This window comes from Pseudoalteromonas sp. CuT4-3 (genome assembly GCF_035666335.1).
GTDB classification, from domain to species: Bacteria; Pseudomonadota; Gammaproteobacteria; order Enterobacterales; family Alteromonadaceae; genus Pseudoalteromonas; species Pseudoalteromonas atlantica.
Genome location: NZ_CP142030.1, coordinates 382094 through 397329, shown reverse-complemented (window position 1 = coordinate 397329; position 15236 = coordinate 382094). Strand labels below are relative to the sequence as shown.

Below are 15236 nucleotides of genomic sequence, written 5' to 3'. Positions count from 1 at the left end.
TGTAAAACTTCAAGGAGGCTGTATTTACTATTACAGCCAGCTTATTAAGATAGATTGCTATCTATTATTTGACTATCTTTTTTAAAACGATAGAATTTCACGCATATTTACACGCTTTTTACGCCGTGTGAGAAATTAATAATCTGAGGCAACGATACATCTTATGGCTAAATGGAATGGTGAGTATATTCACCCATACGCAGAACACGGGAAAAAATCAGAGCAAGTTAAAAAGATCACCGTTTCGATCCCGCTAAATGTATTAAAAGTATTAACTGATGAGCGTACACGTCGTCAAATAAACAACCTGCGTCATGCAACAAACAGCGAGTTACTATGCGAAGCATTTTTGCATGCCTTTACAGGCCAGCCATTACCTAATGATGATGACCTACGTAAAGATAACGCAGAAAAAGTACCTGAAGAGGTTAAAAAAATAATGCAAGAAATGGGTTTAGAAGTGCCTATTTTAGACGAAGAATAAAACGTCTTTTTAAACAAAAAAACCTCAGCATGCTGAGGTTTTTTTGTTTCAGCGCTATATATTACGCCATATAATTTTCCGGTAAGTCAATTTGTGCCACGCCCGACTCAACAGCAGCAATAGCAACCGCCTTGGCTATACGTGGTAATAAACGCGGGTCCATCGGTTTAGGAATAATGTAGTCTGCACCAAATTCGAGCTTTTCTACACCCGCTGCTTTTAATACTTGCTCAGGCACTGGCTCTTTAGCAATACTACGAATAGCTTCAACAGCCGCTATTTTCATTTCATCGTTAATTGCGCTTGCACGTACATCAAGTGCACCACGGAAAATAAACGGGAAACATAAAACATTATTAACTTGGTTAGGGAAATCAGAACGCCCCGTTGCCATAATTAAGTCTTTACGTGCACTGTGCGCAAGCTCAGGTGCAATTTCAGGATCTGGGTTTGAACATGCAAACACCACTGGCTTATCAGCCATTAGTTTTAGATCTTCAGGTGCAAGTAAGTTAGGACCCGATACACCTACAAACACATCAGCATCAGCAATTACATCTTGTAGAGTACGTTTATCTGTATTGTTAGCAAAAAGCTGTTTGTATTCGTTTAAGTCATCGCGGCGAGTATGAATAACCCCTTTGCGGTCTAACATATAAATATGTTCGCGCAGTGCACCACACTTAATTAACAGCTCCATACAAGCAACCGCTGCAGCGCCTGCACCTAAACATACAATAATGGCATCTTCTATTGATTTGCCCTGCACTTCTAAGGCGTTAAGCATACCTGCCGCAGTTACAATAGCGGTACCGTGTTGGTCATCATGAAAAACCGGAATACTGCAACGCTCAATAAGTGCTTTTTCAATTTCAAAACACTCTGGCGCTTTAATATCTTCTAAGTTAATGCCACCAAACGTATCGGCAATATTAGTCACTGTATTTATAAAGTCTTCGGTGGTGCGATGCTTAACTTCAATATCAATAGAATCTAGGCCAGCAAAACGTTTAAATAAAAGCGCTTTACCTTCCATAACAGGTTTAGAGGCTAATGGCCCTAAATTACCCAAACCTAAAATTGCCGTACCATTACTGATCACCGCAACCATATTACCTTTACCGGTATATTTATATGCATTGGCTGGGTCTGCTGCAATTTCGCGCACAGGCTCTGCAACACCAGGGCTGTATGCTAATGCTAAATCTTGCACCGTTTCGGCTGGTTTTGTTAGCTCAATGCTGATTTTGCCTGGAACGGGGTGAGAGTGGTAGTGTAATGCTTGTTCACGAAAATCTGACATAACGCGATGGTATCCTGCAATTTAAGTTAAGTGAGAGGGAGTATGGGGCTAAGATACTCTTATTATTTTTAAATTCCAAGCAATATCAGGTCTATCCTGTTATATGCTATATCCGTTAATTTTAAGTGACTTATCAGCAACTTCGCTAAAAGTTATCAATATTAAACAAATAAAAATTCATTCAAAAAGTGCTTTTTGAGGTTCATTTTGCCCTGCCAGTATTTTTGTAAAATAGCAGAATATTAAAAGAGTAAAATGCACCAATATGGCGCGTTTATCACCGTTAAAAACAAATATCGCCACGATAAGCACTTTTAGCAGCTTGGTTAAAAATTAACGTATAAAAAATATAGAGAAGAATTGTGAGTTTGTCTGCAAAGGTTTATGCATATTCAGAATAAGAACAGGAAATAGTTATGCACACGTAGTACGGCAACAATCGGTGATTTTTTAGTAAAAATGATGAATTTTAGGCACAAAAAAAGCACCCGAAGGTGCTTTTTTTACTAAACAGCAATAATTACTTCTTGCTGCTAAGTGCACCGAAGCGCTTGTTGAAGCGATCAACACGGCCGCCAGTGTCTAAAATCTTTTGCTTACCAGTGTAAAACGGGTGACACGCAGAACATACGTCTAGGTGAATGTCTTTACAAAGAGTAGAACGAGTTTCGAATTTGTTTCCGCATGAACATGTTGCAGAAATTGCTTCGTACTTAGGGTGAATACCTTCTTTCATAGGAACCTCTAGTTAAGGCCGCATCGCTCTCCAAACCCGAAGTCTGGCACCATACGTCGTTAAAACAAATTTATAGGCCGCGGATTTTATCCAACTAGCTTGCCCCGCACAAGCTTTAATTACGCTTTTTGCCAAAAAAGTAACCAACCAGCGCTACCGCATCCATTTGTATGTAGGTTTTTAGTCTTATTTTTAGTACATTAAGCTATTACCCTTTATCACATGAGTTGTTATGCGTTTTGTTGAAGTTGCTATTAAAGTTCCGTTACCACGCACCTTTGATTATAAAATAGATGAACAACTCATCTCGCCCTCGGCGCCTATTATGCCAGGGATGCGTGTTTTAGTACCCTTTGGCAATCAAAAGAAAGTAGCGGTTGTTCTTGCTCTTAAAACGCATACCGACGTGCCAGAGAACAAAATTAAAGAGGTTACTGAGGTTATTGACCAAACCCCTATTTTATCATCACAGCATTTAGAACTGCTTAGCTTTACTGCACGCTATTATTGCTATCCGCTCGGCGAAACCATACACATTGCGCTGCCAGGTGCGCTTCGCCAAGGTGAAAACCCAGATAAAACCAGCATTAACATGATTAGCCTTACCGAAAAAGGCGCAAAGGTTCCATCATTAAAAGCGAAAACTCAGCTAAATTTATTAAAGCAACTCGCACAATCGGGTAAGTCGTCGATAACCGAGCTAAAAGCGCTCGGCTTTAGTAAAAAAACAATAGATGCCTTAATAGATAAAGAGCTTATAACCCAAAGCATTGAGCATGATAATCAATGGCAAAGCGTTGCCCCCACAGTTGGCACTAAGCCAGTACTTAATAAAGAGCAAGCCGTAGCGTGCACTACAATAAATCAAAGTGTTGGCTTTAAAAGCTTTTTATTAGAAGGTGTGACAGGCAGTGGTAAAACCGAAGTATATTTACAATGCCTAGAAGAAGTCCTTCAACGTGGCGAGCAAGCCTTAGTATTGGTGCCTGAAATAGGCTTAACGCCACAAACTGTTAACCGATTTCGTCGTCGCTTTCCCGATACGCCAATTATGCTATGGCACTCTGCCCTAACCGATAACGAACGCTTGCAAACATGGCGTTTTTGCGAAAAAGGCAGCTGCGCTATTGTAATAGGTACCCGTTCGAGTATTTTTCTACCTTTTTTAAAGTTAGGAATGATAGTGGTTGATGAAGAGCATGACTCATCGTTTAAACAGCAAGATACCTTACGCTACCACGCACGCGATTTAGCCGCTTATCGGGCATTTCAGCACAAAATACCGCTTATTTTAGGCAGTGCCACCCCTGCGCTCGAAACACTGCACAAAGCTATAAACAACAAATACCAACTTTTAAGCCTTACAGAGCGCGCACAAACTGCGACCGATAATCAGTTTATGTTGCTCGATATGAAAGGCCAGCCCGACCAAGCCGGTATTGCACACGCAAGTCTTGCCACTATGCGCCAACATTTAAACCGTGGTAAGCAAGTTATGGTGTTTTTAAATCGTCGTGGCTTTTCTCCTACGCTAATTTGTCACGAATGCGGGTGGCTGAGTGAGTGTAATCGCTGCAGCACCAGCGCAACCTTTCATAAAGCCATTGGCCAAATGATTTGCCACCACTGTGGGGAGCAACACCCAGTACTTCACCAGTGTCCTGATTGCGGTAGCACACAAATTTTTCCTAACGGTAAAGGCACCGAACAAATTGAAGAATTTTTATCGAGTGAATTCCCCGATACACCCGTAACCCGCATCGACCGCGATTCAACCCGCCGTAAAGGGAGCTTAGAAAAAGCCTTAGAGGAGATAAACCAAGGCGGGGCGCGTATTTTAGTGGGCACACAAATGTTGGCTAAAGGTCATCATTTTGCCGATGTTAGCTTAGTGCTTATATTAGATGTAGATAGCGGCTTGTACTCGTGCGATTTTAGAGCCACAGAGCATTTAGCCCAGCTGGTAACTCAAGTTGCTGGGCGCGCGGGTCGCTCTGGTGAGCCAGGCCAAGTATTACTGCAAACCCACTTTCCTGAACACCCTTTATTGCAAGACTTAGTAAATAATGGCTACCAAGATTTTGCCCGTTTTGCTTTAAGTGAGCGTGATGATGCCGACCTTCCACCCATTACCAATATGGCTATAGTTAGAGCACAAGGGCACAGTATTAAGCTCGTTGTCGATTTTTTGACGGATTTGGTTCCTGTTAACGGTGTATCTGGTATACAATTGCTCGGTCCAATTCCTGCCCCACTAGAAAGAGTGGCGGGTATGTACCGGTTTCAATTGCATATTCAAGCGCAAGACCGCAAAGTATTGCATCAGTATCTTGCGCAAATGGTCGACTATTTAAGCACCAGCAAACTTGCACAAAAAGTGCGCTGGAGCCTTGATGTTGACCCTATAGACATGATTTAGGTTAAAGCCAAATGGCACAGCACGATTATATTAATAAAAAACCAGCGGGTAGAAAAAACACCAAGCAAGCCCCTGCTAAAAAACCATTTCCTATACTTTTGGTTGTTATTACTGTTTTGCTTGTAGGCGGCTTTGCTTACGGCTTATGGTTTATTAAAAATAACGCCGACCCTGAGCTTGTTGAGCAGCAGGCGCACCCTAAAACAGCTGAAAAAGTAGAAATAGCTAAACCTCGCGCTCCTAAGTTCATTGAAGAAATTAAAGAGCACGAGATCCAAGTTGAAGTAAGAGAAATTGAGCAAAAAGGCCCCTATGTTATGCAGTGTGGGTCGTTTAGAACACACGCACAAGCCGAAACCCTCAAAGCTAAAATTGCCTTTGCGGGCTTAATTTCTGAAATTAAAAAGACCACAGGTACTAATGGTGTTTGGTATAAAGTGCGTTTAGGTCCTTATAAAACAAAGCGCCAAGCCGAAAGCGACAAAAACAAACTCAAACGAGTGCATGTTGTTAGCTGCGGAATTTGGGGCTGGACTTGAAATTAGTCCATTCACCCATATAACCTCATCATAATCGTTTTTTACAAGCTGCCCCCGCAGCTTGATGATGAGGAATAACATGACCACTATCGTAAGTGTACGCCGCGACAATAAAGTAGTAATTGGTGGCGACGGCCAAGTTTCACTTGGTAATACCGTAATGAAGGGCAACGCCCGTAAAGTTCGACGCCTTTATAATGGCAAAGTAATTGCTGGTTTTGCCGGCGGTACTGCTGATGCCTTTACCCTTTTCGAACGCTTTGAAAGCAAACTAGAAATGCACCAAGGTAACCTCACTAAAGCCGCTGTAGAAATGGCCAAAGACTGGCGTAGCGACAGAGCCTTACGCAAGCTTGAGGCACTCCTTGCGGTTGCAGATGAAACTGCTTCACTAATTATCACCGGCAATGGTGATGTAGTGCAGCCAGAAAACGATTTAATTGCCATTGGTAGCGGTGGTAACTTTGCTCAATCAGCAGCCACTGCCCTATTAGAAAACACCGATTTAAGCGCTCGCGATATCGTAGAAAAAAGCCTGACCATTGCTGGCAACATCTGTGTATTTACCAACAACTTCCAAACAATCGAAGAATTATAATAGGACCCATTATGTCTGCTATGACCCCAAGAGAAATTGTACACGAGTTAGATCAGCATATTATTGGTCAAGCTAATGCTAAAAAAGCCGTGGCTATTGCCCTGCGTAATCGCTGGCGCCGTATGCAACTAAACGATGACTTACGCAGCGAAGTAACCCCTAAAAACATTTTAATGATTGGCCCAACCGGTGTCGGTAAAACTGAAATTGCCCGCCGTTTAGCTAAACTCGCTAATGCGCCTTTTATTAAAGTAGAGGCGACTAAATTTACTGAAGTGGGTTATGTTGGTAAAGAAGTAGAGACTATCATTCGCGATTTAGTTGATGTATCAATTAAAATGACCCGCGAGCAACAAACTAAAAAGTTTAAACACCGCGCAGAAGAAGCAGCAGAAGAGCGTATTTTAGATGCACTTTTACCACCAGCTAAAGATCAATACGGTGAAACACAGCGCGATGACAACTCATCTACTCGTCAAACATTCCGTAAAAAATTACGCGAAGGCCAGCTTGATGATAAAGAAATAGAAATAGATCTAGCGCAAGCACAGCCAAATGTAGAGATTATGGCGCCTCCTGGTATGGAAGATATGACCAACCAGCTGCAAAGCATGTTCCAAAACATGGGTGGCGACAAACGTACTAAGCGTAAGTTAAAAATTAAAGAAGCTTTTAAGTTATTAACCGAAGAAGAAGCCGCTAAATTAGTTAATCCTGAAGAGCTAAAAGAGCAGGCTATTTTTGCAGTAGAGCAAAACGGCATTGTGTTTATTGATGAAATAGACAAAATTTGTAAGCGTGGCGATTCGTCAGGCCCAGATGTTAGCCGTGAAGGTGTACAACGCGACCTACTTCCACTAATTGAAGGCTCAACCGTTAATACTAAGCACGGCATGGTGAAAACCGACCACATGCTATTTATTGCATCGGGTGCGTTCCAAATGGCTAAACCATCAGACATGATCCCTGAGCTACAAGGTCGTTTACCTATTCGTGTAGAGCTTGAAGCACTAAGTGCTAATGACTTTAAACGAATTCTTACCGAGCCACATGCTTCACTTACTGAGCAGCAACGTGAACTGCTTAAAACTGAGCAAGTAAATGTTGAGTTTAACGATGATGCAATAGAGCGCATTGCTAAAGCCGCTTGGCAGGTTAACGAGAAAACCGAAAACATTGGTGCTCGTCGCTTACATACGGTAATGGAAAAGCTAATGGAAGAAATTTCATACGATGCATCTGAACAAGCTGGCTCTACCCTTACTATTGACGCCGCTTATGTAGAAAAACATTTAGGCGCATTAGTTGAAGATGAAGATTTAAGCCGCTTTATTTTATAAGGTAGGCAAAAATACTATACTAAAAGCCTCCATATTGGGGGCTTTTTAATGGGACATATAAAATGAAACACGTAACAAAAGTGCATTATCATAGCGTGAGTAAAAACCTAGATGTTTACTTTGATGATGACAGTATGGCTGTATTTAGCTGCGAGTTTTTACGCGTTCACTCTCCCTCGGCCGAAGTGCAAGGGCATGGTGCAGAGCCAATGAAGTTGGTACTTAATAAACAACATGTTGGTATAAAAAAGATTGTACCGGTGGGGCATTACGCACTGAGATTAGACTTTGATGATGGTCATAACAGCGGGCTATTTAGCTGGAGCTACTTTGAAACACTACAAGCGCAGCACGAAACCTTGTGGGATAAATACCAAGCGCGTCTTGCCGAGCACGAACAAAACAAAGATAGCGTACCAATAAAGTTTGTTCCCTAAACCTTATTGGCTTTTTAAACGCTACACTGTATTACACTTTAAACTTATCAATAGCCGCAAATAATACGCGCGCTTGTTCAGAGACTTCTTCACTGGTTTGCGCATTATTAACTGCATGCTCAGAGGCATCTTGGGCAATGTCTCTAATGCGTACTACATTTTTGTTCACCTCTGATGCCACCTGACTTTGCTCATCAATAGCAACGGCAATTTGAGTGCTCATTTCCATTATGGTTTGCACATCTTCGGTAATAGCGCCGAGTAAATCACCCGCTTTAATAGCTTGTGAAGCACTTTCATCACCTTGCGAGCGACATTGATGCATAATACTTACTACCTCTTGCGTGCGCTGCTGAAGCGTATTAATAATGCCTTCAATTTCACTGGTAGACTCTTGTGTACGTTGCGCAAGCGAGCGTACTTCATCCGCCACAACAGCAAATCCTCGCCCTTGCTCCCCAGCACGAGCGGCTTCTATCGCGGCATTCAATGCGAGTAAATTGGTTTGCTCTGCAATGCCTCTGATTACATCGAGCACTGAGCCTATGGTTTCACCGTCTTTTTCAAGTTGCGATACCACACTTGATGCGTTACCTAACGACGAAGATAAATCGCGTATGTGCTTAACCGTAGAGTCTACTTCATTGCGCCCTTGCTGCGCGCTTAAGTTGGTTGACTCTGCTTTTTTAGCGGCAGCTTCGGTATTATGAGAAATATCTTGAATCGTTGCCTGCATTTGCGTAGCCGCAGTGGCAACCATATCCGCTTCGTGTAACTGCTCTTGCATGCCTGAACTTGTTGCAGAAGTACTTTCAGATAAGTGCTCTGTTGCAACATTTAACGTATTAAGCGCGGTATTCACTTCGTTTATGAGGTTTTTAAAATCGCCTATTAAACTATTAAAGTCCGAGGTCATAATGGTAACTTCATCATTACCTGTTTGTTCTATCATTACGCTTAAATCGTTATTACGGCGTATGTCGTTTATGGTGTGATATACCCGCTCAATAGGCACAATAATCGAGTGGCTAGTAAAGTACACCAGCGCCAACACTATAATGCCCGAAATAACAAATACAACGATGGCAATAAACTGCGCTTGGTCAACGCTTTTCTCAACTTCCAGCTTGGTTGACTCAACAATTTGACCAACAACCTGATCGCTTTTTTCTACGTTAATACGCATAACGCCTAGTGCACCAGAGTCTAAATCGAGCCCTAACTGCGTTTGTGCCTTTACAAGATTTTGAAAAGCACTTTGATACGTATCTATTAAAGGGCTTATTTGCGACTTATAACTACTTTGCAAATCAGCTTGGGTAATTTTTTGTTTAAACGTACTAATAAGTTCGTTAAAGCGAGTTAAGTATTTTGCATCAAAGCGCAGCATAAAATCTTTCTCAGCGCGTCGCAGCTGTAGCATTGCCGATAAAAGCTCAAAGTTATCTTGCTCTTTTAATAGCACCTCAACTTCGTGCACTGCAGTTCTGAGCTTGCCATACAACCCATCTTTAGGGTTTAAACCTATCTGCTGCTGTAACCTAACAACCTCTGAAAAATTGTTGTTGTAGTTAGTAATAAGCGTATGAAAATGCTCAATTTGCGCTGTGGTAATGCCCTGCTGTTGCATTACCTCCTGCAGCTTTTTGATTTTAGTGCTTAGCTGTTTAAAATCCTTATCAAATGATGTAAGTGCTTCCTGCTGCTTGTAAAAAAGAAAGTTTTTTTCATGCTTTCTAAGCTCTAGTGCATGTACGTTGAGCTCTTCTGCAAGCTGAATTGTTTTATTCAGATTGAGTGTTACGCGTGACTCATAAATTATCACACACAACAAAATGACCATTGCCAGACCGACTACCACTGCATTAAGTTGCAAACGCCTTTTAATGGTTAAGTTTTGTAAAAAATTCATTGAAAACACCTATATTTAATATGCACTAATAGTGTAGTACGTTCTGGCGCTTTATATTGAATTTTTTATTAACTTTTTATACATATAACTCATGCTTTTAGATTAACACTCCCCCATAAATCTTTATGCAATGAGTGAGTGTCATGCCACTGTTTATTAAGTAGCCATTTAACCAAAGGGGCAGGATCACTGGGAAAATTAATTTGTTTGTTTTGCGGGGCACTATTCCAATCATCCAGCGCTTGCGGGTTTAAATAATTCATTACATGGGCCATTTTCATCGCCCGCAATGTTTGTGCATTTGCATCTTGTTCAAACTGACCATCAAGAGGTTTAAGTAATAATTTTTTCCCAAGCTTTAAGGCCTCACTTGCCAGCTCAAAGCCTGCATTACCAATTACGCCACTGGTATTTGCTAAGTCGTTTAAAAACCCCGCTCGTGAAGGAGTGCGCAAATGAATATGCCCGAGGGATTTATCCTGCGCATGCGGGTGGTAACAGTAAAACTCTTTTTCTGGGAAGTCCTTTAAATAATCAATAATGTTGTCGAGGTTCTCAAAGGGTAAATACACCAGCACTTTATTCATAACGGCGACAGGATTGCCATGGTTATGGTTTGCAATAAAGGGCGGTATAATATTATCTGCAAAGGGCTGCCAATGTACGCCTAAATAGGTGCTTGCTGGCGCGTAGTGCTTAATGAGAGATTTTCTAAATAAACCACGGCCAAACATAGGCACGCTATTAGATAAAAAAGCCGCCTGGTGACTAATACCGACTACAGGCACGCCTGCGCGCTTTGCTGCCCAAGCTGAAATAGGCTCAAAGTCATTTAAGACAAAATCGTATTTTTTTACATTAAATGATTTTATATCGTTAACTAACTTACACACTCGGGCATTTTTTAATGTTTGATAGCTTTTTACTTGGCCGTTTTTAGTGCTAAACGATAAACCCCGAAAGGTTTTGTAATCAGCAAAGTCCTGCATATCAAAGTAGTCTTTTTCAGGGCGTCCTGAAAAAACGTAATCTACATCTATACCTAACTCTTTAAAACAACTTGCCATAACACGGGCGCGCGTAATGTGGCCATTACCTGTGCCTTGTATGCCGTATAATATCTTCATACAGGCACCACCAAAGCTAGCGCAAATAAACCGCATGAACTGCCAATAACGGCGCCTATTATTATATCTGCCGGAAAATGTACGCCTAATACTACGCGAGAAACCGCCACCCCCGATGCCCAACTAAACCAAAGCCACGTATACTCTGCAAAAAAGTGACTCAATATTACCGCAACTAAAAATGCTGCTGCACTGTGTCCCGAAGGCAAACTAAATTTGTCACTAGGCACTATATACGCATTACTGACTAAGCAATCACAGGGGCGGATTCGGCCGAAGCTACGTTTTGCTAAAAAATAAATAGGCCTTTCAATTGCAAACCCCAGTAACACCGATATTGGCAATAACTGATGCTGCTCATTGGCACTTAGCCACCAAATGGCGCCACACATAAGTAAATATAAACCACCATTACCACTTTTAGATAAACCAAGCGCAGCCGTTTTCAGCCATTTGGGTGAATTATAATTAAACAGCGTTAAAAAGAGTTGTTCATCCATTTGAGCCATTTTTTTAAGCACGTTATTGTCGTTCATTATTTACCCTTAGCTGCACAATATATAACCATAGTTAAAGCTTAGTGGCAGAAAATAACAATTGAGTGACGCTTTTAAGACACTATTGTTGCCATTTCTAATTTCGGCATTTTTTGAATAAATTTACTGCTATTAAGTCGTTGTTATTGCATATAAGGAGGGTATACTGAGGGTAACTTATGTACCCTTTGAGGATAAAATAATGGATTACAGCACTTCTGACTTATGTGACTTTTTTGCCGATGTGGTTGACGTGCTTGAACCGATGTTCATCAACTTTGGTGGTCGACACACGTTTGGCGGCCGAATTAAAACGGTTAAATGTTTTGAAAATAATGAACTGATCCGTGAAATACTCTCACAAGACGGTACTGATCAAGTACTACTTATCGATGGTGGTGGCTCAACACGACGCGCCCTTATCGACATTGAACTTGCAGAGCTTGCGCTTGATAACAACTGGAACGGCATTATTGTATTTGGTGCTGTGCGTCATGTAGATGAGTTAGAAGAAATTGATTTAGGTATCCAAGCGATTGCATCTATTCCTGTTGCCGCCGACAGCGAAGGCGCTGGTGAAGATGGCATTGGTGTTAACTTTGCCGGTGTGTCGTTTTTTGATGACGATTTTATCTATGCAGATAGTACTGGCATTGTATTATCAGCAGAAGAACTTGAACTAGAAGTTATCGAAGAATAAAGTAACAAGCAGTGCTCAACAGAGCACTGCTTACGCCACCACGAATAATTTTTGCTGCTCAATACGGATTCAACACAGTGCACCCTACCTTAAAAGTGTATGATGAAAACGCCGTTAAACCCTACTGCTCCACACGCGTTAACGAAACAAAAACCTGGCAGTCTGTTGCCCTATTAGACACCCATGTAAATGTACAACAAGCCCTTAACGATGCAGCGCAATTTGGTATTCGCTACGTATTAATTGGTATATGTGAAGATATAGGCCCTCGCGCTAATTTAGGCAATGGCGGCTCACATCAAGCTTGGCCCGCTTTTTTACAATACTTTTTGAACCAACCAGTTAACCAGTTTAACGCGACCCAGCAGGTATTGCTGTTAGGCGAAATTGACGTTGATGATGTAATGGTGCAAGCCCAAGGCTTAAATAACCAGCATGCTGAAGAGCTGGCTCAACTACGTAAACTATGCGCAACAATAGATGAGCGAGTAGAGGCAGTATTAACACTTATATTTAATGCGGGCCTTGAGCCTATTATTATCGGCGGTGGGCACAATAATAGCTTTGGCATACTCAGTGCTTTAAGCAAACATAGCGGGGCTTCAGTTAACGCTATAAATTTTGATCCCCATGCAGATTTACGGCCTTGCGAAGGTCGCCACAGCGGCAATGGTTTTAGCTATGCTTTGAGGAACAATGCATTGCAGCAATATCATATTATTGGCCTGCATGAGCAAAAAAATAACCAAGCCATTTTTGACTTAATCGCGCAAAATCAATGTAGTTTTCACAGCTATCAGGCTATTAATATACGCCGAGAAATATCACTAACCAATGCCGTACAACACGCCTTAGCAGCGTTTAATAATGCGCCACTTGGTATTGAACTCGACTTAGACAGTATTTCATTTTTACCGGCCAGCGCGTATACATGCTGCGGCTTTAGCGTTAGTGATGCTGAGCATTATGTTTATTTAACAGCAAAACACAGCACTGCCCGCTACCTACATTTGTGTGAAGCTGCACCGCTAAATCACCCTGCTGGGTTAACAGCAGGTATGCAAAGCTGTGGGCAAATTATTAGTGCATTAGTTAATGCCTACTTACATGCAAAAAAGTGTTAATTGTAATTAGCTTAATTAATCGCTGCATTTTTTAAGGCCACCAAATTGCCTTACTGGCTTAGCTAATAATGGTGAGTTAATTGAGCTTACTATTGGCAGGTGTATAACTCACTTTTGCACGCTATACGCTCATAAGTGAGTAATCTTATCGCAGCTAATTGCAGAATTTTCCTTACAAAATAATTATTGCAGCTGGGCATAACTTATTGTGTTTGGTGGGCCTGCCACTGCTTTAGCCAACTCATTAAGCCAATGCTGCTTAACGGGTGGCCAAAATAATAACCTTGTGCTGCGTGCGCTTTTAAACTTTTTACAAACTTTAATTGGTCTAAGGTTTCAACGCCCTCAAAAATAACCTTGGTATTTTGTTGGTTATGCATTTCAACCATACCGCCTACTAGGCTGCGTATATTATTTTGATTGCTAAAATCTGCAGTAAGCGATGGCGCTACCTTAATGTATTCAACAGCTAGATTTGGCAGCTTAGAAAGAACAATGGGGTTATCGCCTAACCCATCAACGCATATTTTTAAGCCTATATTATTTAATCGGGCAATCATCGCACGGCCCTTATTATCTAAATCTGTGAATATATGCAGCGGGCATTCAACAATTAAATCTCCGTGCTGTAAGTTGTGCTCACTCACCACACTATCTACAAACTCAACAAACTCTTCGTTAAGCATTTCGGGGCCAAATAAGTTAATGCTCAGCGGTATAGCAATTCCCTCTATACGCAACGCCATGGCAAGCTCTGCGGCCCGCTCTATAACAAATTTAGCCAGTGGGTAAGCTAAACCCGCAATATGAATATCATCAATAAATCGGTGGGCAGATAAAATACCTTGTTGAGGGTGCTGCCAACGCAACAGAAGTTCTAAAAACTCAATTTTGCCGTCGTCATTGCGGATAATAGGCTGAAAATAAAGTTCAAGCTCGCTTACAAAATCAATATTAGCCAGCTCTTTTAAACGGGCTTGCTGCTCAAGTTGCTCAACCATCATTTGTTGATGGTACACAACCACTGCTTTTTTAGGCTGACTGTCAAGGGCTAAGTAAGCACACGATACTAAGTTATCAAAGTTAGCGTCTTGCTCATCGCAATTAACGTAACTCGCCCTTGCTTTTACCTCTACGGTACAATTAGCGACGTTAAACGGTTTAAGTGTTGCGCCAATAATTTGCTCAATGATGTGTTCATGGCTATGTTTGTGCACAGCTAAGCTGCAAATAAAGGCAAAGTTAAGACCGCCTAAATGCGCCAATTTTTCTTGGCTACCTAAATCAATCACATTGTCGTTATTTAGTAAGTCTTTTATTCTGTTGGCTGATTGTGCCAACAACAAATCACCAAAATCTCTGCCTATGTGCTGATTAACTTGCTCAAACCCTTCTAGACGAACAATCACCAGTGCTGCTTCTAGCTGTTTTTCTTTACACCAGCTGTAATAACCTTGGCGTAACTGCTGTTTATCTGCAAATGCAGCAAGAGGAGAGTCATCTTGGTACGGCTCAGGCTCATTAATGTTATGCGAATCTTCAACTTTGAGCTCTTCTTCCTCGCTCATTAGTCCTACAACCGCTAGCAGAATAATAGCCACCACCACCCAAAATAGGGGCACGTCCATGAGTAAATGCGCTGAAAACAACACCACAAATAGCAACCCTGAAACGGCGCTTGTGATAATCATGCTCCAACTATTACGCTCAAACGCTTGCCATAAATGAAAGCAAAAACCAAAAGCGAGCAAGATTGCTAACCAAGCAGCCCCGCTACTTAAAATGGCTAAACCGACAACGCCTGTACATAAGTAACTAAATTTAATACTGGTATTTTTAACCGCAAATAACGTAGCGACCATCGCCATTAACAGCGCGCCGCTAAAAAATATTGGAAAGTTACTGTCAGTCAAAATACTCAAGCTTACGCCACTCCACTAGCTATAAAATTTAATAAAAGCATGTTAAATATGGACAAAAA

14 protein-coding genes are annotated in these 15236 nt (G+C 41.5%); 8 read left to right on the top strand and 6 right to left on the bottom strand.

Features of this window, described 5'->3' with window-relative positions:
• Nucleotides 1-163 precede the first annotated feature (163 nt).
• A complete protein-coding gene (gene metJ, locus VOI46_RS01760; protein ID WP_004589341.1) occupies nucleotides 164-484 on the top strand; it encodes a met regulon transcriptional regulator MetJ in 321 nt (106 codons plus the stop codon).
• Between the two features lie 61 nt (nucleotides 485-545).
• Here metJ and VOI46_RS01755 read toward each other — a convergent pair whose 3' ends face one another.
• The gene (locus VOI46_RS01755) at nucleotides 546-1787 is read right to left on the bottom strand and encodes a malic enzyme-like NAD(P)-binding protein (protein ID WP_004589340.1); all 1242 of its coding nucleotides are present in this window, start codon (nucleotides 1785-1787) and stop codon (nucleotides 546-548) included.
• A gap of 520 nt (nucleotides 1788-2307) precedes the next feature.
• Nucleotides 2308-2523 (bottom strand): 50S ribosomal protein L31, encoded by a 216-nt coding sequence (rpmE, locus tag VOI46_RS01750; RefSeq protein ID WP_004589339.1) that lies wholly within the window; start codon nucleotides 2521-2523, stop codon nucleotides 2308-2310.
• Nucleotides 2524-2755: 232 nt separating this feature from the next.
• Here rpmE and priA point away from each other — a divergent pair, with 232 nt between their 5' ends.
• The 5 genes from priA (at nucleotide 2756) to VOI46_RS01725 (ending at nucleotide 7856) form a co-directional block, all read left to right on the top strand.
• Nucleotides 2756-4942 carry a primosomal protein N' gene (gene priA / locus VOI46_RS01745; RefSeq protein WP_004589338.1) on the top strand — a complete coding sequence of 729 codons (2187 nt, stop codon included), beginning with the start codon at nucleotides 2756-2758 and terminating at the stop codon, nucleotides 4940-4942.
• 11 nt (nucleotides 4943-4953) lie between these two features.
• Nucleotides 4954-5481 (top strand): SPOR domain-containing protein, encoded by a 528-nt coding sequence (locus VOI46_RS01740; protein ID WP_004589337.1) that lies wholly within the window; start codon nucleotides 4954-4956, stop codon nucleotides 5479-5481.
• 79 nt (nucleotides 5482-5560) lie between these two features.
• On the top strand, nucleotides 5561-6079 hold the full coding sequence (gene hslV / locus VOI46_RS01735; RefSeq protein ID WP_004589336.1) for an ATP-dependent protease subunit HslV: 519 nt from the start codon (nucleotides 5561-5563) through the stop codon (nucleotides 6077-6079).
• A gap of 11 nt (nucleotides 6080-6090) precedes the next feature.
• Nucleotides 6091-7419, top strand: coding sequence for an HslU--HslV peptidase ATPase subunit (gene hslU, locus VOI46_RS01730; RefSeq protein WP_004589335.1), 1329 nt, complete (start codon nucleotides 6091-6093; stop codon nucleotides 7417-7419).
• Between the two features lie 62 nt (nucleotides 7420-7481).
• Complete coding sequence (locus tag VOI46_RS01725; RefSeq protein ID WP_004589334.1) at nucleotides 7482-7856, top strand: gamma-butyrobetaine hydroxylase-like domain-containing protein; 375 nt, start codon at nucleotides 7482-7484, stop codon at nucleotides 7854-7856.
• A gap of 31 nt (nucleotides 7857-7887) precedes the next feature.
• On the opposite strand, the gene VOI46_RS01720 is transcribed toward VOI46_RS01725, so the two are convergent.
• The 3 genes from VOI46_RS01720 to VOI46_RS01710 form a co-directional block, all read right to left on the bottom strand.
• A complete protein-coding gene (locus tag VOI46_RS01720) occupies nucleotides 7888-9768 on the bottom strand; it encodes a methyl-accepting chemotaxis protein (RefSeq protein WP_004589333.1) in 1881 nt (626 codons plus the stop codon).
• Nucleotides 9769-9857: 89 nt separating this feature from the next.
• Nucleotides 9858-10895, bottom strand: a complete 1038-nt coding sequence (locus VOI46_RS01715) for an MJ1255/VC2487 family glycosyltransferase (RefSeq protein ID WP_004589332.1) — start codon at nucleotides 10893-10895, stop codon at nucleotides 9858-9860.
• A complete protein-coding gene (locus VOI46_RS01710) occupies nucleotides 10892-11431 on the bottom strand; it encodes a phosphatase PAP2 family protein (protein WP_004589331.1) in 540 nt (179 codons plus the stop codon). Before VOI46_RS01710 ends, VOI46_RS01715 begins: the two co-directional genes overlap by 4 nt.
• Nucleotides 11432-11633: 202 nt before the next feature.
• Here VOI46_RS01710 and rraA point away from each other — a divergent pair, with 202 nt between their 5' ends.
• On the top strand, nucleotides 11634-12131 hold the full coding sequence (gene rraA / locus VOI46_RS01705; RefSeq protein ID WP_004589330.1) for a ribonuclease E activity regulator RraA: 498 nt from the start codon (nucleotides 11634-11636) through the stop codon (nucleotides 12129-12131).
• A gap of 77 nt (nucleotides 12132-12208) precedes the next feature.
• The gene (locus VOI46_RS01700) at nucleotides 12209-13255 is read left to right on the top strand and encodes a formimidoylglutamase (RefSeq protein ID WP_004589329.1); all 1047 of its coding nucleotides are present in this window, start codon (nucleotides 12209-12211) and stop codon (nucleotides 13253-13255) included.
• Nucleotides 13256-13458: 203 nt separating this feature from the next.
• On the opposite strand, the gene VOI46_RS01695 is transcribed toward VOI46_RS01700, so the two are convergent.
• On the bottom strand, nucleotides 13459-15123 hold the full coding sequence (locus VOI46_RS01695; protein ID WP_051063453.1) for a bifunctional diguanylate cyclase/phosphodiesterase: 1665 nt from the start codon (nucleotides 15121-15123) through the stop codon (nucleotides 13459-13461).
• Nucleotides 15124-15236 lie beyond the last annotated feature (113 nt).

Coding starts and splice junctions, on each gene's coding strand:
- VOI46_RS01720 (WP_004589333.1), bottom strand. CDS start 9,768: ATGAATTTTTTACAAAACTTAACCATTAAAAGGCGTTTGCAACTTAAT.
- hslU (WP_004589335.1), top strand. CDS start 6,091: ATGTCTGCTATGACCCCAAGAGAAATTGTACACGAGTTAGATCAGCAT.
- VOI46_RS01715 (WP_004589332.1), bottom strand. CDS start 10,895: ATGAAGATATTATACGGCATACAAGGCACAGGTAATGGCCACATTACG.
- rraA (WP_004589330.1), top strand. CDS start 11,634: ATGGATTACAGCACTTCTGACTTATGTGACTTTTTTGCCGATGTGGTT.
- VOI46_RS01725 (WP_004589334.1), top strand. CDS start 7,482: ATGAAACACGTAACAAAAGTGCATTATCATAGCGTGAGTAAAAACCTA.
- VOI46_RS01710 (WP_004589331.1), bottom strand. CDS start 11,431: ATGAACGACAATAACGTGCTTAAAAAAATGGCTCAAATGGATGAACAA.
- hslV (WP_004589336.1), top strand. CDS start 5,561: ATGACCACTATCGTAAGTGTACGCCGCGACAATAAAGTAGTAATTGGT.
- priA (WP_004589338.1), top strand. CDS start 2,756: ATGCGTTTTGTTGAAGTTGCTATTAAAGTTCCGTTACCACGCACCTTT.
- VOI46_RS01695 (WP_051063453.1), bottom strand. CDS start 15,123: ATGGCGATGGTCGCTACGTTATTTGCGGTTAAAAATACCAGTATTAAA.
- VOI46_RS01755 (WP_004589340.1), bottom strand. CDS start 1,787: ATGTCAGATTTTCGTGAACAAGCATTACACTACCACTCTCACCCCGTT.
- VOI46_RS01740 (WP_004589337.1), top strand. CDS start 4,954: ATGGCACAGCACGATTATATTAATAAAAAACCAGCGGGTAGAAAAAAC.
- rpmE (WP_004589339.1), bottom strand. CDS start 2,523: ATGAAAGAAGGTATTCACCCTAAGTACGAAGCAATTTCTGCAACATGT.
- metJ (WP_004589341.1), top strand. CDS start 164: ATGGCTAAATGGAATGGTGAGTATATTCACCCATACGCAGAACACGGG.